We start from the raw sequence: 24,568 nt of genomic DNA, 5'->3' as shown, positions 1-24,568 counted from the left end.
ATTTTGAGAAATTTTACAACGGTATTAAAAATTGCGCCAGCTTTTTTATTGGCTAGCTCAATGATACATGCACAGACACAAGACTCTCTCACTAAGGAGAAAAAGATTGAAGAGGTTGTATTGATCGGGTATGGGAAGCAAAAGAAATCTGACCTTACTGGATCTATTACTTCAGTTAGTGCAAAAGATTTCAACGGAGGTGCTACTTCTGCCGGACAGCTGATTCAGGGTAAAACACCTGGGGTGCAGATTACCAATAACAGTGGTGCTCCGGGATCAGGAACAAAGATCAGGATCAGGGGGACCTCGTCTTTGAGTGGGGAAAACTCTCCATTGATCGTAATTGATGGTGTGCCACAGGATTTTGTAGGAATGAATGGTGTATCTGACCCTTTATCGTTAATTAATCCCAATGATATTGAAACATTTGACATTCTGAAAGACGCATCGGCTACTGCTATTTATGGTAATAGAGCTTCCAACGGTGTTATTTTGATCACAACTAAAAAGGGAACTTCAGGGAAATTTAAACTTAATTTTTCCACGGTAACTTCGGTATCTACTAAAATGGGAAATGTAGATGTACTGACTGCACAGGAATTTAGAGACTTTGTCAATACCTATGCACCTGCAGGTTACAAAACCAAACTTGGAAATGCAGATACCAACTGGCAGGACAAGATTTACCAGGCAGCTTGGGGTACAGATAATAATGTGGCGCTATCAGGAGGTATAAAGGGATTGCCTTACCGTTTATCATTAGGTTATAATGAGCAGAATGGTATTGTAAGATCAAATTCGTTCCGAAGAACTTCAGTAGGCTTAAACTTAAATCCTAAATTCTTTGATAACCATTTATCAGTGAATGTAAATGCAAAAGGAACTTTTACGGATAACCGATTTGTAGACGGCGGAGTGATCAAGGCAGCTACTTATTTTGACCCTACGCAGCCTGTATATTCTGGAAATACTAAATATGGAGGTTATTATGAGTGGCTGGATTCAGGATCAGCAACCGGATACAATGTAAATGCCAATTCAAACCCACTGGGAATGATTGATGGTATAAGGGATGTATCATCGGTAACCAGAGGATTGGGAAATATTCAGTTAGATTATAAGTTACATTTTCTTCCGGACTTACATTTCAATGTAAATGCTGGGTATGATTATACAAAAAGTGAAGGGCACAAATTTAAGGATGCAATTTACAGACCGGGTTATGGTGATAAGGGAAGTTCGAATTTCTACTCAATGGAAAAGAAAAACAAGCTCTTGGAAACCTATTTTAATTATGTTAAAAATATAGCTCCTATCAATACCGGGGTAGATATTACAGCCGGATATGCTTATCAGGATTTTCATACGATTATTCCTGGAGCTGTTACGTATAAAGGAACAGGAATCAATGCACAGGATCTGAATTTTGAAACCCAGAATACATTGATATCATTCTATGGAAGAGCTATTTTTACAGTAGCTAACAAGTATATTATTTCTGGATCTGTTCGTAAAGATGGTTCTTCAAGATTCTTCAACGGGACAAAAGATAATGTATGGGGTGTTTTTCCGGGAGTTTCTTTAGCCTGGAAGCTTAATGAGGAAAATTTCATCAAAAATGTTTCAGCAATCAGTACTTTGAAGCTGAGAGCGGGATGGGGTAAAACCGGACAGCAGGAGCTACCAGCTCTGAACGGAAATAAACCTAATAATTACCCGGCATTTGCAGCCTATAACCCAAGTTACCCAGGAGCTAGTTACCAATTTGGGAACGAATATTATTTCATGTTCAGACCTGCTAATTATAACCCTAATCTTACCTGGGAAACTACAATTACGAAAAATATAGGATTGGATTATGGTTTTGCTAAAAATAGAATTACCGGATCTATTGACTTTTTCAGAAAAGATACTAAAGATCTATTGGTATATGCTGATGAAGCGGCCGGTGGCTTAAGTAATGCAAGTTGGCAGAATGTAGGTGATATGAAGAATGAAGGGATTGAAGGAAGTATTACCGTAATTCCTGTTAAGAATGAAAAAACTACTTGGGAATTAAGTTTTAATGCTACGCACTATAACCCTATCATAACCAAACTGAAGGATAGAGCAGATGAATCATTCAATATGGAAGTTGGTGGTATTGAAGGAGGTTCTGGAAACAAAATTCAGGCTCATGCTGTAGGATACGCTCCAAACGCATTCTGGGTGTATCAACAGGTATATGATACTGCTGGAAAACCTGTAGATGGAGCGTTTGTAGACAGAAACGCAGACGGGGTAATTAATACGAAAGATATGTATTATTACAAATCTACTACTCCGGATGCTATTTTAGGTTTCTCAACTAAAGTATCTCATAAAAATTGGGATTTCGCGCTTAGTGCCAGAGCTGTGTTAGGAAATTATGTGTATAACAATATGGCTTCTAACAGCTCTTTACAGTCTGCATCAACGAACGAATACCTTCAGAATGTATTTTCTACTGCACCGGAATATAAATTCGCTGTACCTCAGTATAAATCAGATATTTATGTAGAGAATGCATCGTTCTTAAGATTGGATAATATCAACGTTGGCTATAATTTTGGAGAAATTTTCTCTAAAGGAAGCAATCTGAAAGTGTATGGTATGGCTCAGAACGTTTTCGTGATTAGCAAATACACAGGGGTAGATCCTGAAGTTTTTGGTGGGATCGATAATGGATACTATCAAATGCCTAGAATATATTCTTTAGGCTTTAATTTTCAATTTTAAATAATAATTACGATGAAACTAAATACAATCAAACTTAAAAATATAGTACTGCCTCTTTCTGCTGCATTTTTGCTCACTACAGCATCTTGTGTCAATGATCTGGAAAGAGAACCGATAACAGATGTTACTTCAGTAAGTATCTATAAAGATTTTTCTAACTATAAAAATATCCTGGCAAAACTTTATGGTGGTCTTGCTATGGGTGGACAGATAAGTGGGGACGGTGACCAGCCTGATAGTGATATTAATGGGATTAACGGAGGTTTTTCACAATATACAAGGCTTCTATACACGCTGAACGTAATCACTACCGATGAAGCCGTGATAGGTTGGAATGATGGGAACCTACATACTCTTCATAAAATGACATGGGATTCTTCCAATGAATTCATTGCGGCCATGTACTACAGAATCTATACAGAAATTGCTTTTTGTAATGAATTCCTGAGAAATGTAACAGACGAAAAATTAGCAGCAAATAATATTACCGGAGACAATCTTGCTCAGGCAAAATTAATGAGAGCTGAAGCCCGGTTCCTAAGAGCACAATCCTATTATCATGCCATAGATATGTTCGGGAATGTTCCTTTTGTAGACGAAACATATCTTCCGGGGTCTGTAAATCCGCCACAAAGAATAGATAGAAAAGCATTATTTAATTTTATAGAATCCGAGCTTGTTGCAGTATCAGCTGAATTAAAAGAGCCTAAAACCAGTGAGTATGGGAGAGCAGATAAAGCGGCAGCTTGGTCACTATTGGCAAAATTATATTTAAATGCCGAAGTATATACGGGAACACAGAGAAATACAGATTGTATTACTTATTGTAACAAAGTAATTGCAGCAGGTTATTCTTTAAAACCGAAATATGATGATCTGTTCCTTGCAGATAATAATATTAGTAACCCTGAACAAATTCTAAGTGTAAATTTTGATGGGATTAATACACAGACCAACGGCGGGACTACTTACCTGGTTCATGCATCAGTAGGTGGAGGTATGAAAGCTTCTGATTTTGGCATTAATGGTGGTTGGAGTGGGATCAGAACTACCAAAGCATTTGTAAACCTATTTCCAGCTAATGGAACTGATAAAAGAGGAAGATTTTTTACAACAGGACAGAATTTGGAAATTAATGATCTAGGTTCTTTTACTGATGGTTATGCATTTATTAAATATAAAAATATTAAAAGTAACGGAGCTGTTGGCGCACATGACAACTGGGTAGAAGCTGATATTCCTTTATACCGATTGGCAGATATCTATCTGATGTATGCTGAGGCCGTTCTTAGAGGCGGAGGTGGAGGTAGCCAGGCTACTGCAGTGAGTTATATTAATCAGTTAAGAGAACGTGCTTATGGTAATACAAACGGAAATGTAACATCAATAAACCTGAACTTTATTCTGGATGAAAGAGCAAGAGAATTATCTTGGGAGACTACGAGAAGATCAGACCTTGTCCGTTTCAACAAATTTACTACAGGAGATTACTTATGGCCTTGGAAAGGAAATATTAAAGATGGAAAAGCCGTAGAAAGCTATAGAAATCTTTTCCCTATCCCGAATAAGGATATTATAGCGAATCCTAACCTGATTCAGAATCCTGGTTATTAACTTTTAAACACTGTTAAAATGAAAAAATTATTTAAAATACTAGCTATAGCTTGCATTGGAGTATTGATGGTTTCCTGCGAAAAAGATGAAGATCAGGCAGTTATTAATGAAACGACCACAGGTAAAATTTCTTCTGATAAAAGTACAATAGTTCTTAATGAAATTACTGCCAATGATGCCGTGATCAATTTTACATGGACGAAGCCAACATTTAATATTGCTGTAGTTCCAAGTCAGAAAATAGAATTTGGAATTAAAGGAGATGGTTTTAAAAAAAGTGCTACTGTTGATTTCTCCAATGATTTAACATCAGGTTCTGTTACCCATGCCGCAATGAATGCTGCAATGTTTAATATTGGAGCAACGCCAGATGTTGTGAATGAAATTGAAGCAAGATTAAAAACATCCGTTGGATCAGCAGCTTTCTATTCAAATGTAATAGCCCTAAAAGTAACGCCTTATACTCCAAACCCTGATTTAGTGTATCCTAAAATCAACGTTCCGGGAAGTTATGCGGGAGCAGCAGGTTATGCAAACTGGGATCCTGCCAATTCACCCAACTTATTCTCACCAGGGAAAAATAGTGAGTATAGAGGATTTATTTATGTTGGAGCTCCTACAAGTGAGTATAAATTCACCATCAATGAATCCTGGACAGGAGATAAAGGTGATGATGGAACTTTCACGGGAAAATTAATAGAAACTGGAGAAGTTAATGTAAAAGCTGCAACAGCAGGAACTTATTATGTCAAAGTTGATTGGGCGGCGAATATCTATTCTTCAGTGTTGGCAAATTTTGGTGTAATCGGAGATGCTACCCCTACAGGATGGAACTCAGATACAGATTTAGTGTATAATCCGGCTACAAAAACTTACGTAATTAACTCAATTATGTTAAGCAGTACGGGAGTATTTAAATTTAGGGCTAATGATGATTGGCTGCTAAAAGTTCAACCTAAGAAAGATGATGAAACTATCATTTCAGGAAAGGGTGTACAAACTTATTTCAGTGCTGAAAATACAGTAGATGGAGACCCTGGCTATAAAGTATCTGTAGCAGGAAATTATAAAATAGAGCTGGATTTACACAATTCAGCCTATTACAAAATAACTGTTACAAAATTGTAACATGTAACAAATAAGTTGATAAAGTGTTGCTTTACCGCAACACTTTCTTTATTTTTAAGTTTATAAATAATCAATATGAAGAAAATTACAGTTGGAGCGATATTGCTCTCAATGATGTTCGTGGGTGTGAAAGCACAGTCTTTGAAATCGCCGGATGGGAAGTTTGAAATGAACTTTCAGTTGAAACAGGGAGTACCTTATTACAATCTGAAATATAATGGTGCTGTGGTGGTAGAAGATTCTAAGTTAGGATTAAGATTATTTAAAGACTCAGCCATCAAATTTGCCTCTGAAATTGCCAAAGCGGAAGATGCTAAATTTGATCTGAACAACGGATTCACCAAAACAGATGAAAAGCGTGACTCTAAAAACGAAACCTGGCAGCCCGTTTTGGGTGAAAAGAAAAACTATACCAATCATTACAACGAACTGGCGGTTACGCTTGATCAGTCTTCTACAAGCAGAAGCATTGTGGTAAAGTTCAGACTGTTCAATGACGGTCTCGGATTCAGATATGAATTTCCACAGCAGAAAAACCTGAACTATTTCGTGATCAGAGAAGAAGATTCTGAAATCGATTTCCCAACTGATATGAAAGCATGGTGGATTGTTGCAGATTATGATTCTCAGGAATACCAATACCAGGAAACAAAAATCTCTGAAATACCAGCAAAATGGGATAAGGCATTCGATGCTAATGCTTCACAAGCGTTGGTGAAAAATGCAGTTCAATCTCCATTAATGCTTAAAAAAGAAGGCAAAGATCCTTTATATGTCAATGTTGCGGAAGCAGCCGTTTTAGATTATCCGGCTTCCCATCTTGAAGTGGATGCTCAGAATTTCAAATTCAAAACACACCTTACTGCAGATAGACAAGGGGCAAAAGGATATATCCAAACGCCTTCAGTAACGCCTTGGAGAACCATTATTGTTTCTCCGAAAGCAGAAGAAGTGATGGAGTCCAAAATGATTTTTAATCTTAATGAGCCTACAAAATATACAGACACGTCTTATATTCACCCTACAAAATATATGGGCGTATGGTGGGAAATGATCATCGGAAAATCCCAGTGGGCTTACTCTACAGCAGAAAATGTTCATCTCGATAAAACAGATTTCTCAAAATTGACACCAAACGGTAAACATGCTGCAAACAATACAAAAGTTAAAGAGTACATCGATTTTGCTGCTGAAAACGGTTTCCAGGGATTACTCATCGAAGGCTGGAATGCAGGTTGGGAAGACTGGTTCGGTCACTCAAAAGAATTTGTTTTCGATTTCATTACCCCGTATCCGGATTTTGACATCAAAATGCTGAATGATTATGCCCATTCAAAAGGAATTAAATTAATCATGCACCACGAAACTTCAGGTTCTGCAACGAATTACGAAAGATGGTCAGACAAAGCCTTTCAATTGATGAATAAATACGGCTATGACGCTGTGAAAACAGGGTATGTAGGTGATATTATTCCAAGAGGAGAACACCATTATTCTCAATGGACGATCAATCATTATTACAGAATTGCCGAAAAAGCCAATCAGTATAAAATAATGGTCAATTCCCATGAATCAGTTCGCCCTACAGGAGAAAGCCGTACCTATCCAAACTATATTTCTGCAGAAGCAGCCAGAGGAACCGAATATGAAGCTTTCGGAGGAAACAAGCCGGATCACCAGACCGTTCTTCCTTTCACAAGATGGATGGGAGGGTCTATGGATTACACACCAGGGATTTTCCAGACCAAGCTAGACTATTATTTCCCTGGAGATAAACGTTTTGTAAAAACTACGTTAGCAAAACAGTTAGCATTATATGTGACCATGTATATGCCTCTTCAAATGGCCGCAGACCTTCCTGAAAACTACAAAAAGCATATGGATGCATTCCAGTTCATCAAAGACGTTGCAGCAGACTGGGACGATACCAAAATTTTGTCCGCTGAGCCAGGAGATTATGTGATCACGGCCAGAAAAGCAAAAGGTACTGAAAACTGGTTTGTAGGTGGTATTACCGATGAAAATAAACGTGAATACACCGTAGATTTCTCTTTCCTCGACAAAGGGAAAAAATATGATATAATCGTATATGAAGATGGAAAAGATGCTGATTACATCGACAATCCTCAAAGTTATAACATCTACAAAAAACAGATCACCAGCAAATCTAAATTGAATTTCAAAATGGCAAGAAGTGGCGGTTTCGCGATCTCTGTTAAGCCTGTGAACTAAATTTAAATTGATAAGTTTATTATGCCCCGGTTCATTATATATTCGGAAAATGGGCCGGGGCATTAACTTTTTGCACTAAAAATGATGGATGAAACATATAAGATTTACTAAACAGAATTGACCCTGCTGATCAAAATACAATTATAAATGAAAAAAATATACACAATTTTTGCCCTTTCGGCAGCTTCAGTGGCTTTCTCCCAAATCCAGAAAGTAGAACCTGCTTTTTGGTGGAAAGGAATGAAAAATCCTGAACTTCAGATTTTAGTTTACGGAAAAGATATTGCACAAAGTGAAATTGAACTTTCCGACGGTATTCAGATAAAAGACATAAAAAAAGTTGAAAACCCCAATTATGTTTTTGTTACAGTCAATACAAGTGAAATCAATGTTCCGAAGTTTAAAATCAATCTTAAGAAAGGAAAGAAAAACATTAGCACCTACACTTATGAACTGAAACAAAGAGCGTCCGGATCCGCAGACCGTGAATCTTTTACTTCAAAAGATGTCATGTATCTCATCATGCCGGATCGTTTTGCCAACGGTGATGAAAAAAATGATTCCAGACCCGATCTCATTGAAAAAGCAAACCGAAGCTTACCCAACGGAAGACATGGCGGTGATCTTCGCGGAATCATCGATAATCTTGACTATATTCAAAACCTTGGAGCAACGTCTGTTTGGCTTACACCTGTGAACGAAGACAATGAAAAAGTGTATTCCTATCACGGGTATGCACAAACTGATCTGTATAAAATAGATGGGCGTTACGGAACTAATGAAGAATACCGAGAGCTTTCCCAGAAACTGAACAAACGAAATATGAAGCTGATCATGGATTATGTGACCAACCATTGGGGAGTGTCCCATTGGATCATCAAAGATCTGCCTTCAAAAGACTGGATTCATTGGTTTGATGAAGGGAAAAATGGTTTCTACCGCTCCAATTATAAGACAACAACTCAGTTTGATACCAATGCCTCAGAAATTGATAAAAAATATGCACTGGATGGCTGGTTTGATACTACGATGCCTGATATCAATCAAAAAGATCCGTTGGTTTTAAAATATTTAACCCAAAATGCTATTTGGTGGATTGAATATGCTGAATTGGGTGGTCTACGCGTAGATACTTATCCATACAACGATAAGGAAGCTATGGCCAAATGGGCCAAAGCGATTACCGATGAATACCCGAAATTTAATATTGTAGGTGAAACCTGGCTTAATACAGCAGGACAGATCTCCGCATGGCAGAAAAATTCTAAGACAGGAGAAGCAGCAGGCTACAATTCAAACCTGCCTTCCGTTATGGATTTCATGCTGTTTGGAGATATGCCCAAAGCTCTTAAAGAAAAAGAAAGCTGGGATAACGGTATGATTAAGCTTTACAACGTTTTTACCAGCGATTTCCTGTATCCGGATATCAATAATCTACTGGTCTTCTTTGAAAATCACGATACCGAAAGATGGAATGAGATCTTCAATGCCGATCCGAAAGCCTACAAAATGGCATTGACCATGATTTCTACGGTCAGAGGTATTCCCCAGATCTATTACGGCTCAGAAGTAGGGATGAGAGGAGATAAGACTAAAGGAGGTGATGCAGATATCCGCAGAGACTTCCCCGGTGGGTGGAAATCAGATCCGCAGAATGCTTTCAATCCTTCATCACAGACTCCCGAACAGAAAGAATTTTATCAGTTTAGTCAAAAATTATTAAACTGGAGAAAAGGTAAAGAAGTAATTCATACCGGAAAAACTAAAAATTACGTTCCTCAAGATGGCGTATTTGTGTATTTTAGATATGATACTAAGGATAATGTAATGGTGATCATCAACAATAATGAAAAGGATCAGACGTTAGATTTAAAACGTTTTTCAGAATCATTAAACGGAGTGGTAAAAGGAAAAGATATCATTTCAGGAAAAGAATTTCCTGTACAAAGTAACCTGGCTATTCCTGCAAAAACGTCAATGATCATTGAACTCCAAAATTAAAATTAATAGACAATGAAAAAAATAACAATAATCTGCACAATGGTGCTATTTATCCTTGGTTTTACAGGAATGAATGCCCAATCCGGCAATACTCAGTTTGAAAAAGACAAAACAGAAATAGGAACCATGTTGGATGGTTTCAACACCGCTGCGGCAAAGGCTGATTTCAATACCTATTTCAATTATTTCGCAGATGAATCTACTTTTATTGGGACAGATGCCACGGAAGTCTGGGATAAAAAAGCCTTTATGGTTTGGGCGAAACCTCATTTCGACAAAAAGAGAACCTGGAATTTCACAGCTCTTAAAAGGAATATCTATTTCAGTAAAGATGGAAAACTGGCTTGGTTCGATGAACTATTAGATACACAAATGAAAATCTGCAGAGGTTCAGGGGTGGTAGAAAAAATAAAAGGGAGCTGGAAAGTGAAGCAATATGTACTCTCTGTAACCGTTCCTAATGATGTCGTTGATAAAGTAGTTGCAGAAAAAGCACCGATTGAAGATACCTTAATACAAGAATTAAAAAAACAAAAATGAATCGTTCCAACAATACTTCTTCACAAAGAATAAAACCCAATCTTTCTATGCCTCAGATCATCAATATGAGCATGGGGTTTTTGGGAATCCAGATGGCTTTTGGTTTGCAAAATGGCAATGCCAGCAGAATTCTGGCTAATTTAGGTGCCGATGTTCATGAACTTTCATGGTTTTGGCTGGTAGCACCCGTTACCGGACTTATTGTGCAGCCCATTATTGGACATATGGGAGATAACACGTGGAGCCCGTTGGGAAGACGAAAACCGTATTTTTTAATTGGAGCTGTTTTGTGTGCACTGGGGTTGGTACTTCTGCCAAATGCAGCCACTGTGACCCATCTGTTTGCAGCTAATGCATTGCTGTTAGCCGTACTGTTTCTGGCTATGATGGATGCTTCCGTTAATATTGCGATGGAGCCATTTAGAGCTTTGGTAGGAGATATGCTCCCCAAACACCAGGGAACCCTTGGGTTTTCTGTTCAGACTATTCTGATTGGAATAGGTGCAGTCGTAGGGTCATATATTCCAAGCATACTGACTTCGTTAGGCGTTTCCAATGAAGCACCTGAGGGGTTTGTAGCCAATAACGTAATTTATTCCTTTTATGTGGGAGCTGGGATATTGTTACTCACAATATTGTATACTATCTTTACAACTAAGGAATATTCTCCGGAGGAATTTGCAGCATTCGAAGATGGAAAAGATATCCCGCAGGAACCTTCAAAATTTAGCGATATTTTTAAAGATTTTGCAGGGATTCCGACGCAGATGAAAAAACTGGGTGCTGTGCAGTTCTTCTCGTGGTTTGCATTATTCACGATGTGGGTATTTACTACAAGTGCTTTGGCGACCCATCATTTCGGACTTTCTCCTGAAGATACCCATTCCAAAGAATTCAATAATGCAGGAGACCTGACCGGAACACTGTTCGGAATGTATAATCTATGGGCCATTCCGTTTGCATTTTTATTAACCCCGATCGCAAAGAAAATTGGAAAGAAGCAAACTCATGCACTAGCGCTGTTATGTGGAGGATTGGGTTTGATATCTATGTATTTTATTAAAGATACTGGCCTTTTATGGATTTCCATGATAGGTTTGGGTTTTGCCTGGGCGAGTATTCTTGCTATGCCGTATGCAATGCTTATTGAAGTGATTCCGCAAAGGAAAATGGGAGTGTATATGGGAATCTTCAATTTCTTTATTGTTATCCCTCAGATCATCAACGGATTATTTGGAGGTCCTATTGTAAGCAATATCTTCGGAAATCGGGCAATTGATTATATTGTAGTTGGTGGCGTATGTATGCTCATTGGAGCGATCGTTACCATGATCTTCGTCCAATCAGAAGATGAAACCCCTAAGGAAATAGAAGGAGAGATCAAGCAGGTGCATTTTTAGGGAATAGAGATTATAAGATGGAAGACTTTGAAATAATAGTATCATTAATAGATCAAAATAAAAATTCAATAGGAGCGGGCTTTAGCCCGCTTTTTAAATTAAAACCCTCAGCAAAGGCTTTAGCCAAAACTTAACGATCTTAAATATTGAATTTTCATTAATGGGTTTAAAAATGAAATGGTCAATGGCGCTTATAAAAATTTACCATTGACCATTCACTTACCTACGCCAAAGCAGTTTCAATTGCTGCAACCGCCTTTGAAAAGTTTTCTTCTTTTAATTGAGGAACCATCATCCCCTGAGATTTGAAAACTTCCACATCCGTAATCCCGATGAAGCCAAATAAAGTTCTTAAATAATGCTCCATATTCTCAATAAGTCCGTTTTCATAAACACCGCCAACGGCAAAATTTAAATACATTTTTTTGTTTTGTAAAAGACCTTTTGGTGTTCCGTCAGCATAAGAGAATGTTTTTCCGGCCACAGCAATATTGTCGATCCATGATTTTAAAGTCGAAGGAAAAGTGAAATTGTAAAAAGGAACCCCAATAACAATAATATCAGCGTCCTGAATTTCTTTTAATGCTTCGTCAGAATATTTTGAAGCTTCCTTTTGCTCATCATTCTTTTCTTCGTCCGGAATTCTGGAAGCACTGAAATGATGAATTTCCAGATGCGGAATCGGGTGTAAAGCCAAATCACGAACGGTCACTTTGCTGTCAGGATTTTTATCCAACAATTGATTGATAACAATTTGAGAAAGTTTGTTGCTTACAGAGTTTTCTCCACTGATACTGGTTTGAATATTTAAAATATTTGCCATTTTGTTTAAATTTTTTCGTTTTTATGAATGACAAAATTATTGTAAATTTACTTTCCAAAGTATAGCAGTTACCTAAAGGAAAGTGAAAAAAATGGAAAAACAACATAATCATAAAGATTGCATGCAGGCTTTAAAACCTGTCCGCGACACCCTGGATGTTATTAATGGCAAATGGAAATTGCAGATCATCATTTCTTTAAATGCCGGAAATAAGCGTTTTACAGAAATTGAAAGGAGTATTCCGAAACTGACCTCAAAAGTTTTAGCCAAAGAATTAAAAGAACTCGAACAAAACGGTTTGGTTGAAAGAATCGTAAAAGATACCTATCCGGTGAGCATAGAATATTATCCTACCCGGTATACAAAAACACTACATCCTGTTGTAGAGTCTTTAAAAGATTGGGGAGAAAATCACCGTAAACATATTTTCGGAACCGCCGAAGAGGCAGGAAAAGAGAGCTTGTAAAATAGATGCTTCCACAGATTTTACAGATGCCACCAAAGTTTAAATTTACTCAATCTACGAGAGATAAAAAAAGATCTCCGCACCACATTATAACACAATCAATTTTATCTTTGATAAAATCCTTACGCCTTAAAACAGAAGAAACAGAAATAAACTTGCGCCATTGCATTTAACCAAAAAACAACACCCTAAACAATTACATTTCTCACCTCTGCCACAGCCCAACATCCTTTCTTAACCTACATCAACATTTTCAAACACCCATATCCACTACATTTGTACCATAAATAATTACAGTATGAAAACAGTATATCATAAAGCAGATTCAAGAGGCCACGCAGATCACGGCTGGCTAAACAGCTACCACACATTCAGCTTTGCCAATTATCAAAACAAAGACAGAATGAATTTTGGTGTTTTAAGAGTGTTGAACGACGATACCGTTTCACAGGGAATGGGATTTGGAACACACCCGCACAGGGATATGGAAATTATATCAATTCCTTTGGAAGGAGATTTGGAACACAAAGATTCAATGGGAACCACTGCCGTTATCAAAAAAGGAGAGATTCAGGTAATGAGCGCAGGAACAGGGGTAATGCACAGTGAGTACAATAAAAATAAAGACGAAGCAGTAAAGTTTTTGCAGATCTGGGTTTTTCCTAAAGAAGTGAATGTGGAACCTAGATATGATCAGAAAAGCATCAAAGAGGGCGAAAAAATCAACGGGTTCCAGCAAATCTTATCTCCAAACAAAAATGATGACGGAGTATGGATCCATCAGGATGCATGGTTTAATTTGGCTAATTTCAAAGCAGGAAACGGCAAAAATTATATGTTGAACAAAAAAGGAAACGGAGTCTATGCTTTCGTTCTGAAAGGAAGTGCCAAAGTAGGAGACAGAGTGTTGAATGAAAGAGACGGTTTGGGCATCTGGGATACTCAGAGCTTTAATATCGAAGCAGTAGATGATGCTGAGATCTTATTAATGGAAGTGCCGATGGAGCTTCCGGCTTATTTAAAATAACAGATAGAATACCGTTTTTGTCATCTTTTGCTGAGGGTTAACACCTCTGTGATCGTAAAAAACACGGTCATCATAAAAATCTTAACGATCTTTGTGCTAAAATCAAGACAAATAGTAATATCATATATTAAAAAAATAGATAATAAATGAAAGTTTTAGCAATAGCAGGAAGCAATTCAGATGCTTCAATGAACAGACAGTTGGTGGCCTACGCATCATCTCTTTTTGAAAATGCAGAAGTAGAAGTAGTAGATTTAAACCCTTTCGAAATGCCCATTTATAAGCACGAAAGAGAACTGGCAGGAGGTGTTCCTCAGGAAGCAAAAAATTTTGCAGCAAAAATTGACGGAGCCAATCTCCTTTTGGTATCATTGCCTGAACATAACGGAACCTACTCTACAGCATTCAAAAATGTGTTCGACTGGGTATCCAGAATCAAAGACAGAACGGTATTTAATCAAGTGCCTATGTTATTGATGTCAACCTCTCCGGGAGGCAGAGGCGGAGCGGGAGTTTTAGAAGCTGCATCGAAGCGTTTTCCTTCCCATGGTGGAAATATTGTAGAAACTTTCTCACTTCCTTTCTTTAATGACAACTTTGATAAAGCTGCACAGAAGATTTCTAATGAAGAGAAAGACAGCGAATTAAAAGATAAAATCAAGAAGATTGCAGCCATTGAAACCATCCTTGAAAAATAGAGTTTGAATATTAATTTAAAATTACTATTTTTGCAAAAAGAAAAAAGATGAAAATTCAGACCACTTTTAAAGAATGTTTCTCAGAGAAAGGGAAAACTGTGGACTCTGAAATTCTGAGATAAAATAACGGCCGATAATCTACCAAGATTGTCGGCTTTTTTATTTTCTAAATCTGGATAAAAAGTAATTGAAATATAAAAGATAAAAGACATCAGATGTCAGATTGTAGACATACAATAATCTGAAATCTGGAATCTAATATCTAAAAATCTAAGTAACATGAGCAACACTTACAAATCAGCAGGCGTAGACAAAGAAGAAGGGTACAAAACGGTTGATAAGATCAAAAAAGCAGTAGGCGAAACCCACAACTCAAATGTATTGAATCATTTGGGAAGTTTTGGAGCTTTCTATGAGATCGGAGGATATAAAAATCCAGTGCTGGTTTCAGGAACAGACGGAGTAGGAACCAAGCTGAAAGTAGCTTTGGATACCAAACAGTATGACTCTATTGGTATCGACTGTTTCGCAATGTGTGCCAACGATATTCTTTGCCACGGTGCTAAACCTTTATTTTTCTTAGATTATCTGGCTTGCGGAAAGCTTGATTCAGAAGTTGCTGCTGAAATCGTTCTTGGAATGGTAAAAGCATGTAAGGACAACAACTGCGCATTGATAGGTGGAGAAACTGCTGAAATGCCGGGAATGTACCAGCCGGGAGATTATGATGTTGCAGGATTCTGTGTAGGAATCGTTGAAAAAGACCAGATCATTGACGGTTCTACCATCAAGACCGGAAATAAGATTATCGCGCTGCCAAGCTCAGGATTCCACTCCAACGGATTTTCATTAGTAAGAAAAGTATTCCCTAACTTCGAAGAAGAGTTTGAAGGAAAACCTTTATACGAAACCCTTTTAGTACCTACAAGATTATATTATAAAGACATCCATAAAGTATTGGAAGAAGTAAAAGTTTCCGGGATTGCCCACATTACAGGAGGCGGTCTTTATGAAAATGTTCCGAGAATTATTCCTGAAGGACTGTGTGCTTCTATCGATGCTGCTAAGATCAAAATTCCTAACATTATGCTTGAATTGGAAAAAAGAGGTGGAGTATCCCGTGAGGAAATGTTCGGAACCTTCAATATGGGAGTAGGGATGATCATCGTTGCAGATGCAGAGCACGCTGAAAAAGTATTGCACCTTTTAGATGATGCTTACGAAATCGGTGAGATCACGGAAGGAAGCGAAAAAATTGATTTGAAATTTTAAATGACATCAGATCTCAAAAATCAGACATCAGATTTTAAGTCTGAAATCTGAAATCTAACATCTGAATTAATGAAAAACATCGTTATACTCGTTTCAGGTTCCGGAACCAATCTGCAGAGAATCATAGATACCATTGACAGCGGAGAGATCCAAAATGCAAAAGTATCTTTGGTAGTGGCAGACAGAGAATGTTACGGACTTGAAAGAGCCAAAAATCATCATATAGAAAACGTTCTGATTCCCAGAGGAAAGAATTTCAGCAGTGAATTAGGGAATATGATTCCAAAAGATACAGATCTGATCGTATTGGCAGGATTCTTATCCATCCTGAAACCTGAATTCTGTGAAAACTGGAGCGGTAAAATTATCAATATTCATCCTGCACTGCTTCCTAAATTCGGAGGAAAAGGAATGTGGGGAATGAATGTTCATCATGCTGTTATTGAAGCCGGAGAAAAAGAAAGCGGGGCAACCGTACATTTTGTAACTCCTGGAATTGATGAAGGAGAAGCGATTCTTCAAAAATCATTTGAAGTGACAGCAGAGGACACGCCGGAAACAATAGCAGAGAAAGTTCACCATATTGAATATGAAATATTTCCAAAAGCCATTAATAAAGTTTTAGGAAATTAAATAATAATGTACCAAGATAACAATGTACCAGTGCACCAATTGAATTCATTGTTACATTGCTAGACTGTTACATTTTTAAGAAAAAATCTAAGTAAATAAAAGTAAGGCCGGGGGTGAAAGACCGGGCTACAGTTTGAAATAGCTGTAAAAAGTAAAAATTGAAAGCAAAAGTCCCGAAGGGACGATTTAATCAAGCATAGGATCTCATCCTATGTTTAAAAAAATCAAAAAGTAAAAATGAGTAAAAAGAGAGTTTTAATCAGTGTTTCTGACAAAAGCGGATTGATCGAGTTCGCCCAGTTCTTGGAAGCCCAGAATTATGAGTTGATTTCTACAGGAGGAACGTTCAAACATTTGAAAGACGCTGGTTTAAATCCGATTCAGATCGATGAGGTAACCAACTTCCCTGAAATGCTGGACGGAAGAGTGAAAACCCTTCACCCGAAAGTTCACGGAGGTCTTTTAGCAGTTCGTTCCAATGAAGAGCACATGAAAACCGTTCAGGAGCACGGAATTGATCTGATCGATATGGTAATCGTGAATCTTTATCCTTTCTTTGAAAATGTAAACAAAGACATTTCTTTACATGAGAAAGTAGAGTTTATCGATATCGGAGGTCCTTCAATGCTTCGTTCTGCGGCTAAGAATTTCGATTCTGTTACCGTAATTACCGATGTGGAAGATTATGCAACGGTAAAGCTTGAAATGGAACAGAACGGTGATACGTACATCGAAACACGTAAAAAGCTTGCAGGAAAAGTATTCAACCTTACTTCAGCTTATGACGGGGCTATTTCAAGAATGCTTTTAGATGAAGAATATCCTGCGTATCTTAATGCTTCATATAAAAAAGCATCTGATCTAAGATATGGTGAAAACCCTCACCAAACCGCCGCTTACTACGTTTCTACATTTGAGAACGGGGCGATGAAAGATTTCGAACAGCTTGGTGGTAAAGAACTTTCTTTCAACAACCTTCGTGATATGGACCTTTGCTGGAAAGTAGTAACGGAATTCAAAGAAGAAATGGCATGTTGCGCGGTGAAGCATTCTACCCCTTGTGGCGTAGCGATCGGAACTTCAGCATTGGAAACCTACCAGAAAACTTTCGAATGTGATCCGGTTTCTATTTTTGGCGGAATTGTTGCAATGAACTACAAGATCGATGCAGCAACTGCAGAAGAACTGAACAAAACATTCCTGGAGATCGTAATGGCTCCGGACTTTGATGAAGCAGCTCTTGAAGTTCTAAGAAAAAAGAAAAACCTAAGAATTATAAAAATCGTAAACCCTGTTTCTGACAAACAGACCTGGGTGAAGATTGATGGAGGTATCCTGGTTCAGGATAATGACAATCATTTCTCGGACGATATCAAAGTAGTGACTGAGGTACAGCCTTCAGAAGAGCAGAAAAAAGCCCTTCTTTTCTCTCAGAGAGTCGTGAAGTACGTAAAATCAAATGCAATTGTTGTTTCCAATGGTATCCAGGCATTTGGAATCGGTGGCGGACAGGTCAACAGAATCTGGGCTACTGAACAGGCCATCGAAAGAGCAAAAGAAAAATTCACAGGAGATCTTGTTTTGGCGTCTGACGCATTTTTCCCTTTCCGTGACGTGGTAGATTTCTGCGCTAAAGAAGGAATTAAAGCAATCATCCAGCCGGGTGGAAGTGTAAAAGATCAGGACAGCATTGAAGCTGCCAATGAGCACGGTATCCCAATGATGTTTACCGGGGTTAGACATTTTTTACATTAATTAAAATAGAATTAAAAAATAATTTGGGATTGTATTTATAGCATTCAAAATTATATATTTGTAAAATAGACTAGATAATAAATAAAGTATGAGAATATTAATCATAGGTGAAGGCGGTAGAGAATCTGCTTTAGCAGCAAAGCTTCAGAATGATCCAAGAATTTCTAAAATGTTTTTTGCTAACGGTAATGCTACCACCGATGTAATAGGGAAAAATGTTCATTTATCAGAGATCAAAGAACTGAGAGATTTTGCGATCAAAGAAAAGATAGATCTTACAATTGTAGGTCCTGAAGCTCCGCTTGTAGCAGGTCTGAAGGATGAATTCAAAAAGCACGATCTTAAAGTTTTCGGTCCAAACCAAAAAGTAGCAAGTCTGGAAGGAAGTAAGGCTTTCTCTAAGAAATTTATGCAGACCTATGATATCAAAACGGCTAAAGCTGTGGTATTTGATTCATACAATGATGCTAAAGAATATGTTCAGACGCAGCAGTATCCTTTAGTGGTTAAGGCGAGTGGTCTTGCAGGCGGAAAAGGGGTGGTTATTTGTGACAACCTTGAAGAAGCTGAGGCTACGATCCACGACTTCATGATCAGAAGAATTTATGGAGATGCAGGAATCCGTCTGGTTATTGAAGAATATTTAGAAGGTTTTGAAGCTTCCATCATTGCATTCTCAAACGGTGAAAAGATTTTCCCTTGTATCGCTGCAAAAGATTACAAAAAAGCTGGAAACGGTGACACAGGACCCAATACAGGTGGTATGGGATCTGTAGCGCCAAGCCCTGATTTTACTCAGGAGCATTATGCTGATTTTGAAAAAAATATTTTACAGACGACTATTAACGGTCTGAAAGGAGAAGGATTCAGCTTTAAAGGAATCATTTTCTTCGGATTAATGGTTACTAAGAACGGAACTTACCTTCTTGAATACAATATGAGATTCGGAGATCCTGAAACTCAGGTATTAATGGCATTAATGGAAAACAATCTTCTTGATGTGATCCAGGACTGTATGGATGGAAAAGATATCGAGCTTAAGTTTAAAGACGAAAAAGCGGTATGTCTTGTGATGTGTTCCGGAGGTTACCCTAGAAATATCGAAACAGGGTACGAAATTGTAGGAGAGGACAAACTAAAGCATTCTAAACTTCTATATGCAGGGGCAGTAAGAAAAGCTGACAAAGTAGTTTCTAACGGTGGAAGAGTTCTGAACATCGTTGCTACAGGAGCTACCTATGACGACGCCCGCAAAAAGGTGTACGAAGATGCAGCCCACATTCATTTCGATTACGGTTTCTACAGAGAAGACATCGGAAAGTTTTAAAATAAATCACGAAAAAAGATTTGGAACGTTTCCAAGTCTTTTTTTGTAAAACAGTCAATATTCAGATACCAGATGTAAGATCTCAGATTCCAGACGTTCGAGTCTGAAATCCGAAGTCTGATATCATGTAAAACAAATCAATCATCAATTATCATTTATCAAACAAAATGAACAACGGTATTATCATATTAGATTTCGGATCACAGTACAATCAGCTTATCGGAAGAAGAATCCGTGAGATGGGGGTATATTCTGAAATTCTTCCTTTCAATACACCTTTACAGGATATTCTTGCTAAACAGCCAAAAGGGATTATCCTTTCCGGGGGACCAAGTTCTGTAAACGCAGAAAATGCTCACCTGGTAGAAAAAGAACTATATGAACAAGGAATTCCTGTATTAGGGATTTGCTACGGAATGCAGCTTACGGCTCATCTTTTAGGTGGAAAAGTAAATAAAGGTGAAAAAGGAGAGTACGGAAAAGCTCATTTAGATATTATTAAAGAAAGTTCTTTGTTAAAAGGAGTTACTCAGAATTCTATTGTATGGATGAGTCACTTTGACGAAGTAGGAGAGCTGCCTGCAGGTTTTGAATTAAATGCAAAATCAGGAGTAATGGCCTCTATTTCCAATGAAGACAGAAAAATCTACTGTGTTCAGTTTCACCCGGAAGTTTCCCATACAGAAGAAGGCGGAAAAATGCTTGAAAACTTTGTTTTCGCGATCTGTGATGCTGAGAAAAACTGGAAACTGACGAACTATATCGAAAAAACAGTTGCAGAAATCAAAGAAAGAGTAGGAGACAACAAAGTAATCCTTGGTCTTTCAGGAGGAGTAGATTCTTCTGTAGCAGCCGTTTTAATTCACAAAGCAATCGGTGATCAATTACAGTGTATCTTTGTTGATACAGGTTTATTAAGAAAGAATGAAGACGTAAAAGTAATGGAAAATTACGGCGAGCATTTTAATATGAATATTAAATTGGTTGACGCTTCTGAAAGATTCTTATCTAAATTAGCCGGAGTTGACGATCCTGAACAAAAAAGAAAAATCATTGGAAACGAATTTATTCATGTTTTTGATGAAGAATCTCATAAAATCGAAGGCGCTAAATTCTTGGCACAAGGAACAATTTACCCAGACGTTATCGAAAGTCAGTCAGTAAACGGACCATCAGCAGTAATCAAGTCTCACCACAACGTTGGTGGACTTCCAGAAGAAATGGAATTTGAACTGTTGGAGCCTTTAAGAGAACTTTTCAAGGATGAAGTAAGAAAGGTTGGGGAAGAATTAGGTATTCCTCATCATTTGGTACACAGACACCCTTTCCCTGGTCCAGGTTTAGGAATCAGAATTTTAGGAGCTGTAGACGCTGAAAAAGTGAAAATCCTTCAGGAAGCTGATGATATTTTCATTGAAGAATTATACAAAAATGATCTTTACGAAAAAGTATCTCAGGCTTTCGTAGTCCTTCTTCCTGTGAAATCAGTAGGAGTAATGGGAGATGAAAGAACCTATGAATACACCGCTGTAGTTCGTTCTGCCAACACCATCGACTTTATGACGGCAACGTGGAGCAGACTTCCTTATGAGTTTCTGGATACAGTATCCAGCAGAATCATCAACGAAGTAAGAGGAATCAACAGAGTAGCTTACGATATTTCAAGCAAACCACCTGCAACGATTGAGTGGGAATAATCTTAGCTTAAATTTTACATATAAATCCTGCCTTTTGGTGGGATTTTTTTATGAATTTATTCACATGGATAGCTTCTATCTATTAATTTTCCTCTATCAAACACAAATTTTGCGTAGCATTTATCTGAATTTTTTTGAATAGAATTATTATGACAAGCAGAGCCCCAATAATAAATAAAAGTCACAATACTTCCATCATATTTTGTTTCGTTTGATCTTCCAAAAATATTTTTAAACTCAGAAATGGAACAATTTTCTAAATTATTTTGGGAGATCATTTCTTCAGCAAGATCCATATTTCTTTTATTCATACATCCTAAAGAGTCTTTTGTCCAAAATGAATTATTTTTTTTTGTTTTTTGTTCGCCAGATTTATTACAGCCAAGAATAAATAAAAGTATGATAAAAAGTAGGTTTAATTTCATTAGTTATTATTGTATTTAAAGTTACCAATCTTATCTTAAAAGATCAAATTGCTTTAATGAGAATACAATCAATAAAATATTTATACAAATTAATAAACAATAAATGACTTTAAATATCCAGTGCTTATGGAAAATAAAATAATTTAATAACATTGCCCCCATTAAATAGATGTAAACAAAATTTTTTACTTCTCGGGTATTTATTTCAGATACTGAAAACAAGTTTAAATTGTGTGAAACATTGATTGTGGAGTGTGGATAAAAAATTCTTAAAATAAAAATAATCGTGAGACTTATAGATAGGGTTAATGCATATGGTTTCATTTATAAATAAAAAATAATAATAAACTGGTTATTTTTTTAAATAGTATTTGTCTAATTTTTCCTTAAATTTAGGTAAAATTACGTCAAATGCAAATAGAAACAAGAGCCCTGACCCTTCAGGATTATGATGAATTGGTAATAACGATGAAACGCGCATATCCGCAGATGTCCGAATCTATTTGGTCTAAAAAGAGCATCGAAAAGCTCACCAGAATATTCCCCAAAGGTCAGATCTGTATCACTGTAGATGGAAAACTGGCTGCTGTAGCGCTCTCCATTATTGTGAATTATGACGAATTCGGAGACGATCATACCTATGTAGATATTACAGGAAATTATACCTTCAATACCCATCTTTCCACAGGAAATGTACTCTATGGAATCGAAGTCTTTGTAGACCCCGAATTTCGTGAGTTGCGTCTGGGAAGAAGACTATATGACGCCAGAAAAGAATTATGTGAGCTGCTTAATCTGAAATCAATCATTCTGGGTGGAAGAATTCCAAACTATCATAAATACAGCGACGAACTTTCCCCAAGGGAGTACATCCGAAGAGTAAGAGACAAAGAAATTTACGATTCTGTATTGTCTTTCCAGCTTTCCAATAACTTTCTGCCCATAAAGATTCTTAAAAAATACCTTCCCGAAGATGAATCCTCACTGGAAAATGCCGTTTTGCTGCAGTGGAACAATATCTACTACAGTAAAAAGCCCAATACCATGCAGGACAGCATCATCCGTCTTGGACTGGTACAGTGGCAGATGAGACATTTTAAAAACATCGATGCTTTTTATGAGCAGGTAGAGTTTTTTGTGAATGTGATGGGCGACTACAAGTCGGATTTTGTCCTTTTTCCGGAACTTTTCAATACGCCGCTGCTGGCGCCTTTCAATAAGCTTTCAGAAAGAGACAGTATGATAGAATTGGCTAAATTAAGTGAAGAAATCAAGAATAAAATTTCCGAACTGGCCATCAGTTACAATGTCAATATCATCTCAGGAAGTATGCCTGTTTTCGATACGGAGAGTAATGATCTGTATAATGTGAGTTATCTGTTACACCGTGACGGCCGTATCGATGAATACCGTAAAGTCCACATCACACCAAATGAAAGAAAATACTACGGGATGAAAGGAGGAAACGAGATCCGGGTTTTCGATACCGACTGCGGAAAAATAGGTCTTGTCATCTGCTACGACGTAGAATTTCCCGAGCTGCCGAGAATTTTGGCAGATCAGGGCATGAAAATTCTTTTTGTACCTTATCTTACCGATACCCAAAATGCTTATATCAGAGTACGTCACTGTGCGGCTGCAAGAGCTATCGAAAATGAGTGTTATGTTGCCATTGCCGGTTGTGTCGGCAATCTTCCGGGAGTTAATAATATGGATATCCAGTTTGGGCAGGCTGCTGTATTTACGCCTTCAGATTTTGCCTTTCCATCCAATGCTGTGAAAGGGGAAGCTACTCCTAATACAGAAATGACTCTTATTGTGGATGTAGACCTTAATTTACTGAAAGATCTCCATCATAACGGCTCTGTTCAGGTAATGAACGACCGTAGAAAAGACCTTTACGAAACTTACCTTAAGTAAGAAGTGTCCATAATTTTCAACACATAAAATCCTGATCAAACGGTCAGGATTTATTTTCATTGTAAGGTATTTCGCCTGTAAAAATAAAAAAAGAGCAGATGAATTTCTGCCCTATATTTAAAATGTTAAATTTTTATAATTACTGCGGACAGATCACTGCCGGGCAGATCAGTCTCGGACATCTAGGTCTTCCGTCAGTAGGGCAGCACTCATACGAACAGTTACCACCGATAATGATACCGTTTCCGTTAATTCCCTTTAATTGTTCTCTTGAAAGTTTGCTGTTGCGTAAATTTTTCATTTTGTAATATTTATAGGTTAGTTGATAATTTGATGAATATAAAGATAAAAAAATCCTTTAAATAATAGTATAGCTAGAATTTTTTTTATTTGTATTTATTGTATTGTCTGAGCGTTAGAAAAATAATTGAATTAAAAATGTTATTTTTTTTTCATGATATTCTTGAAATTTACTATCTTCACTGATCAATTTAAATAAAATATAATGACAGGAACAGTAAAATGGTTTAACGAAACAAAAGGTTTTGGTTTTATTACACCAGACGGAGGCGGAAACGATATTTTTTGCCATCATTCAGCCATTCAGTCTTCAGGCCTTAGATCTTTAAAAGAAGGACAGGCAGTAGAATTTGATATTAAAGAAGGTAAAAAAGGACCTGAAGCAGACAATGTTAGAATAGTAGGATAATAACTTATTAAGATATTGTTGAAATAAAGCTGCCATAGTATGGCGGCTTTTTTTATGGCTAGACTCTGGCAAGAAGTAGTTCTGCTGACAGCATTAGCGTGGATTCAAATTCAAATAAAATAATAATAGGAACAATTTTTGGAG

General features: G+C 37.3%; 20 protein-coding genes. 17 read left to right on the top strand and 3 right to left on the bottom strand.

Features of this window, described 5'->3' with window-relative positions; all coding sequences use genetic code 11:
• The first annotated feature begins 3 nt into the window (after nucleotides 1-3).
• The 7 genes from NZD88_RS15245 (at nucleotide 4) to NZD88_RS15215 (ending at nucleotide 11,672) form a co-directional block, all read left to right on the top strand.
• Complete coding sequence (locus tag NZD88_RS15245; protein ID WP_259830259.1) at nucleotides 4-2,757, top strand: SusC/RagA family TonB-linked outer membrane protein; 2,754 nt, start codon at nucleotides 4-6, stop codon at nucleotides 2,755-2,757.
• Between the two features lie 12 nt (nucleotides 2,758-2,769).
• Entirely contained in the window at nucleotides 2,770-4,371 is a 1,602-nt protein-coding gene (locus tag NZD88_RS15240) for a RagB/SusD family nutrient uptake outer membrane protein (RefSeq protein WP_259830257.1), read from the top strand.
• 18 nt (nucleotides 4,372-4,389) lie between these two features.
• The gene (locus tag NZD88_RS15235; protein WP_259830255.1) at nucleotides 4,390-5,499 is read left to right on the top strand and encodes a SusE domain-containing protein; all 1,110 of its coding nucleotides are present in this window, start codon (nucleotides 4,390-4,392) and stop codon (nucleotides 5,497-5,499) included.
• A gap of 75 nt (nucleotides 5,500-5,574) precedes the next feature.
• Complete coding sequence (locus NZD88_RS15230) at nucleotides 5,575-7,731, top strand: glycoside hydrolase family 97 protein (RefSeq protein ID WP_259830254.1); 2,157 nt, start codon at nucleotides 5,575-5,577, stop codon at nucleotides 7,729-7,731.
• Between the two features lie 147 nt (nucleotides 7,732-7,878).
• Nucleotides 7,879-9,732 carry a glycoside hydrolase family 13 protein gene (locus NZD88_RS15225; protein WP_259830253.1) on the top strand — a complete coding sequence of 618 codons (1,854 nt, stop codon included), beginning with the start codon at nucleotides 7,879-7,881 and terminating at the stop codon, nucleotides 9,730-9,732.
• A gap of 12 nt (nucleotides 9,733-9,744) precedes the next feature.
• Nucleotides 9,745-10,272, top strand: coding sequence for a nuclear transport factor 2 family protein (locus tag NZD88_RS15220; protein WP_259830252.1), 528 nt, complete (start codon nucleotides 9,745-9,747; stop codon nucleotides 10,270-10,272).
• Nucleotides 10,269-11,672: an MFS transporter gene (locus NZD88_RS15215; RefSeq protein ID WP_259830251.1), complete on the top strand. Its 1,404-nt coding sequence runs from the start codon at nucleotides 10,269-10,271 to the stop codon at nucleotides 11,670-11,672. The genes NZD88_RS15220 and NZD88_RS15215 overlap by 4 nt, the downstream gene beginning before the upstream one ends.
• Before the next feature lie 223 nt (nucleotides 11,673-11,895).
• On the opposite strand, the gene NZD88_RS15210 is transcribed toward NZD88_RS15215, so the two are convergent.
• A complete protein-coding gene (locus tag NZD88_RS15210) occupies nucleotides 11,896-12,495 on the bottom strand; it encodes an FMN-dependent NADH-azoreductase (protein ID WP_259830250.1) in 600 nt (199 codons plus the stop codon).
• A 91-nt stretch (nucleotides 12,496-12,586) separates the two neighbouring features.
• On the opposite strand from NZD88_RS15210, the gene NZD88_RS15205 reads away from it, so the two are divergent.
• The 8 genes from NZD88_RS15205 (at nucleotide 12,587) to guaA (ending at nucleotide 21,370) form a co-directional block, all read left to right on the top strand.
• Nucleotides 12,587-12,961, top strand: coding sequence for a winged helix-turn-helix transcriptional regulator (locus tag NZD88_RS15205; protein WP_259830249.1), 375 nt, complete (start codon nucleotides 12,587-12,589; stop codon nucleotides 12,959-12,961).
• Between the two features lie 298 nt (nucleotides 12,962-13,259).
• A complete protein-coding gene (locus NZD88_RS15200; protein ID WP_259830248.1) occupies nucleotides 13,260-13,988 on the top strand; it encodes a pirin family protein in 729 nt (242 codons plus the stop codon).
• A 146-nt stretch (nucleotides 13,989-14,134) separates the two neighbouring features.
• On the top strand, nucleotides 14,135-14,686 hold the full coding sequence (locus NZD88_RS15195) for an NADPH-dependent FMN reductase (protein ID WP_259830246.1): 552 nt from the start codon (nucleotides 14,135-14,137) through the stop codon (nucleotides 14,684-14,686).
• 279 nt (nucleotides 14,687-14,965) lie between these two features.
• A complete protein-coding gene (gene purM, locus NZD88_RS15190) occupies nucleotides 14,966-15,958 on the top strand; it encodes a phosphoribosylformylglycinamidine cyclo-ligase (protein WP_259830244.1) in 993 nt (330 codons plus the stop codon).
• Nucleotides 15,959-16,027: 69 nt separating this feature from the next.
• A complete protein-coding gene (gene purN / locus NZD88_RS15185) occupies nucleotides 16,028-16,591 on the top strand; it encodes a phosphoribosylglycinamide formyltransferase (RefSeq protein ID WP_259830242.1) in 564 nt (187 codons plus the stop codon).
• Between the two features lie 237 nt (nucleotides 16,592-16,828).
• Nucleotides 16,829-18,346, top strand: a complete 1,518-nt coding sequence (gene purH / locus NZD88_RS15180) for a bifunctional phosphoribosylaminoimidazolecarboxamide formyltransferase/IMP cyclohydrolase (protein WP_259830240.1) — start codon at nucleotides 16,829-16,831, stop codon at nucleotides 18,344-18,346.
• 88 nt (nucleotides 18,347-18,434) lie between these two features.
• Nucleotides 18,435-19,673 (top strand): phosphoribosylamine--glycine ligase, encoded by a 1,239-nt coding sequence (purD, locus tag NZD88_RS15175; RefSeq protein ID WP_259830239.1) that lies wholly within the window; start codon nucleotides 18,435-18,437, stop codon nucleotides 19,671-19,673.
• 167 nt (nucleotides 19,674-19,840) lie between these two features.
• Nucleotides 19,841-21,370, top strand: coding sequence for a glutamine-hydrolyzing GMP synthase (gene guaA, locus NZD88_RS15170; protein ID WP_259830237.1), 1,530 nt, complete (start codon nucleotides 19,841-19,843; stop codon nucleotides 21,368-21,370).
• Between the two features lie 56 nt (nucleotides 21,371-21,426).
• Here the strand turns inward: guaA and NZD88_RS15165 are convergent, their stop codons facing one another.
• Nucleotides 21,427-21,795, bottom strand: a complete 369-nt coding sequence (locus NZD88_RS15165) for a hypothetical protein (protein WP_259830235.1) — start codon at nucleotides 21,793-21,795, stop codon at nucleotides 21,427-21,429.
• Between the two features lie 411 nt (nucleotides 21,796-22,206).
• Here NZD88_RS15165 and NZD88_RS15160 point away from each other — a divergent pair, with 411 nt between their 5' ends.
• A complete protein-coding gene (locus tag NZD88_RS15160; RefSeq protein ID WP_259830234.1) occupies nucleotides 22,207-23,715 on the top strand; it encodes a carbon-nitrogen hydrolase family protein in 1,509 nt (502 codons plus the stop codon).
• A 139-nt stretch (nucleotides 23,716-23,854) separates the two neighbouring features.
• On the opposite strand, the gene NZD88_RS15155 is transcribed toward NZD88_RS15160, so the two are convergent.
• Nucleotides 23,855-24,016 (bottom strand): hypothetical protein, encoded by a 162-nt coding sequence (locus NZD88_RS15155; protein WP_169235470.1) that lies wholly within the window; start codon nucleotides 24,014-24,016, stop codon nucleotides 23,855-23,857.
• 201 nt (nucleotides 24,017-24,217) lie between these two features.
• Here NZD88_RS15155 and NZD88_RS15150 point away from each other — a divergent pair, with 201 nt between their 5' ends.
• Nucleotides 24,218-24,424 carry a cold-shock protein gene (locus tag NZD88_RS15150; protein ID WP_073336871.1) on the top strand — a complete coding sequence of 69 codons (207 nt, stop codon included), beginning with the start codon at nucleotides 24,218-24,220 and terminating at the stop codon, nucleotides 24,422-24,424.
• The last annotated feature ends 144 nt before the right edge of the window (nucleotides 24,425-24,568 follow it).

The organism is Chryseobacterium pyrolae (assembly GCF_025153485.1).
GTDB lineage: Bacteria > Bacteroidota > Bacteroidia > Flavobacteriales > Weeksellaceae > Chryseobacterium > Chryseobacterium antibioticum.
Note: the sequence above shows the minus strand (reverse complement) of the source record. Positions and strands in the feature narration are given on the sequence as shown.

What these genes read in the sequence shown, in the direction of transcription:
- NZD88_RS15240 (WP_259830257.1), top strand. Translation starts at nt 2,770, where the DNA reads ATGAAACTAAATACAATCAAACTTAAAAATATAGTACTGCCTCTTTCT.
- NZD88_RS15235 (WP_259830255.1), top strand. Translation starts at nt 4,390, where the DNA reads ATGAAAAAATTATTTAAAATACTAGCTATAGCTTGCATTGGAGTATTG.
- NZD88_RS15230 (WP_259830254.1), top strand. Translation starts at nt 5,575, where the DNA reads ATGAAGAAAATTACAGTTGGAGCGATATTGCTCTCAATGATGTTCGTG.
- NZD88_RS15225 (WP_259830253.1), top strand. Translation starts at nt 7,879, where the DNA reads ATGAAAAAAATATACACAATTTTTGCCCTTTCGGCAGCTTCAGTGGCT.
- NZD88_RS15220 (WP_259830252.1), top strand. Translation starts at nt 9,745, where the DNA reads ATGAAAAAAATAACAATAATCTGCACAATGGTGCTATTTATCCTTGGT.
- NZD88_RS15215 (WP_259830251.1), top strand. Translation starts at nt 10,269, where the DNA reads ATGAATCGTTCCAACAATACTTCTTCACAAAGAATAAAACCCAATCTT.
- NZD88_RS15210 (WP_259830250.1), bottom strand. Translation starts at nt 12,495, where the DNA reads ATGGCAAATATTTTAAATATTCAAACCAGTATCAGTGGAGAAAACTCT.
- NZD88_RS15205 (WP_259830249.1), top strand. Translation starts at nt 12,587, where the DNA reads ATGGAAAAACAACATAATCATAAAGATTGCATGCAGGCTTTAAAACCT.
- NZD88_RS15200 (WP_259830248.1), top strand. Translation starts at nt 13,260, where the DNA reads ATGAAAACAGTATATCATAAAGCAGATTCAAGAGGCCACGCAGATCAC.
- NZD88_RS15195 (WP_259830246.1), top strand. Translation starts at nt 14,135, where the DNA reads ATGAAAGTTTTAGCAATAGCAGGAAGCAATTCAGATGCTTCAATGAAC.
- purM (WP_259830244.1), top strand. Translation starts at nt 14,966, where the DNA reads ATGAGCAACACTTACAAATCAGCAGGCGTAGACAAAGAAGAAGGGTAC.
- purN (WP_259830242.1), top strand. Translation starts at nt 16,028, where the DNA reads ATGAAAAACATCGTTATACTCGTTTCAGGTTCCGGAACCAATCTGCAG.
- purH (WP_259830240.1), top strand. Translation starts at nt 16,829, where the DNA reads ATGAGTAAAAAGAGAGTTTTAATCAGTGTTTCTGACAAAAGCGGATTG.
- purD (WP_259830239.1), top strand. Translation starts at nt 18,435, where the DNA reads ATGAGAATATTAATCATAGGTGAAGGCGGTAGAGAATCTGCTTTAGCA.
- guaA (WP_259830237.1), top strand. Translation starts at nt 19,841, where the DNA reads ATGAACAACGGTATTATCATATTAGATTTCGGATCACAGTACAATCAG.
- NZD88_RS15165 (WP_259830235.1), bottom strand. Translation starts at nt 21,795, where the DNA reads ATGAAATTAAACCTACTTTTTATCATACTTTTATTTATTCTTGGCTGT.
- NZD88_RS15160 (WP_259830234.1), top strand. Translation starts at nt 22,207, where the DNA reads ATGCAAATAGAAACAAGAGCCCTGACCCTTCAGGATTATGATGAATTG.
- NZD88_RS15155 (WP_169235470.1), bottom strand. Translation starts at nt 24,016, where the DNA reads ATGAAAAATTTACGCAACAGCAAACTTTCAAGAGAACAATTAAAGGGA.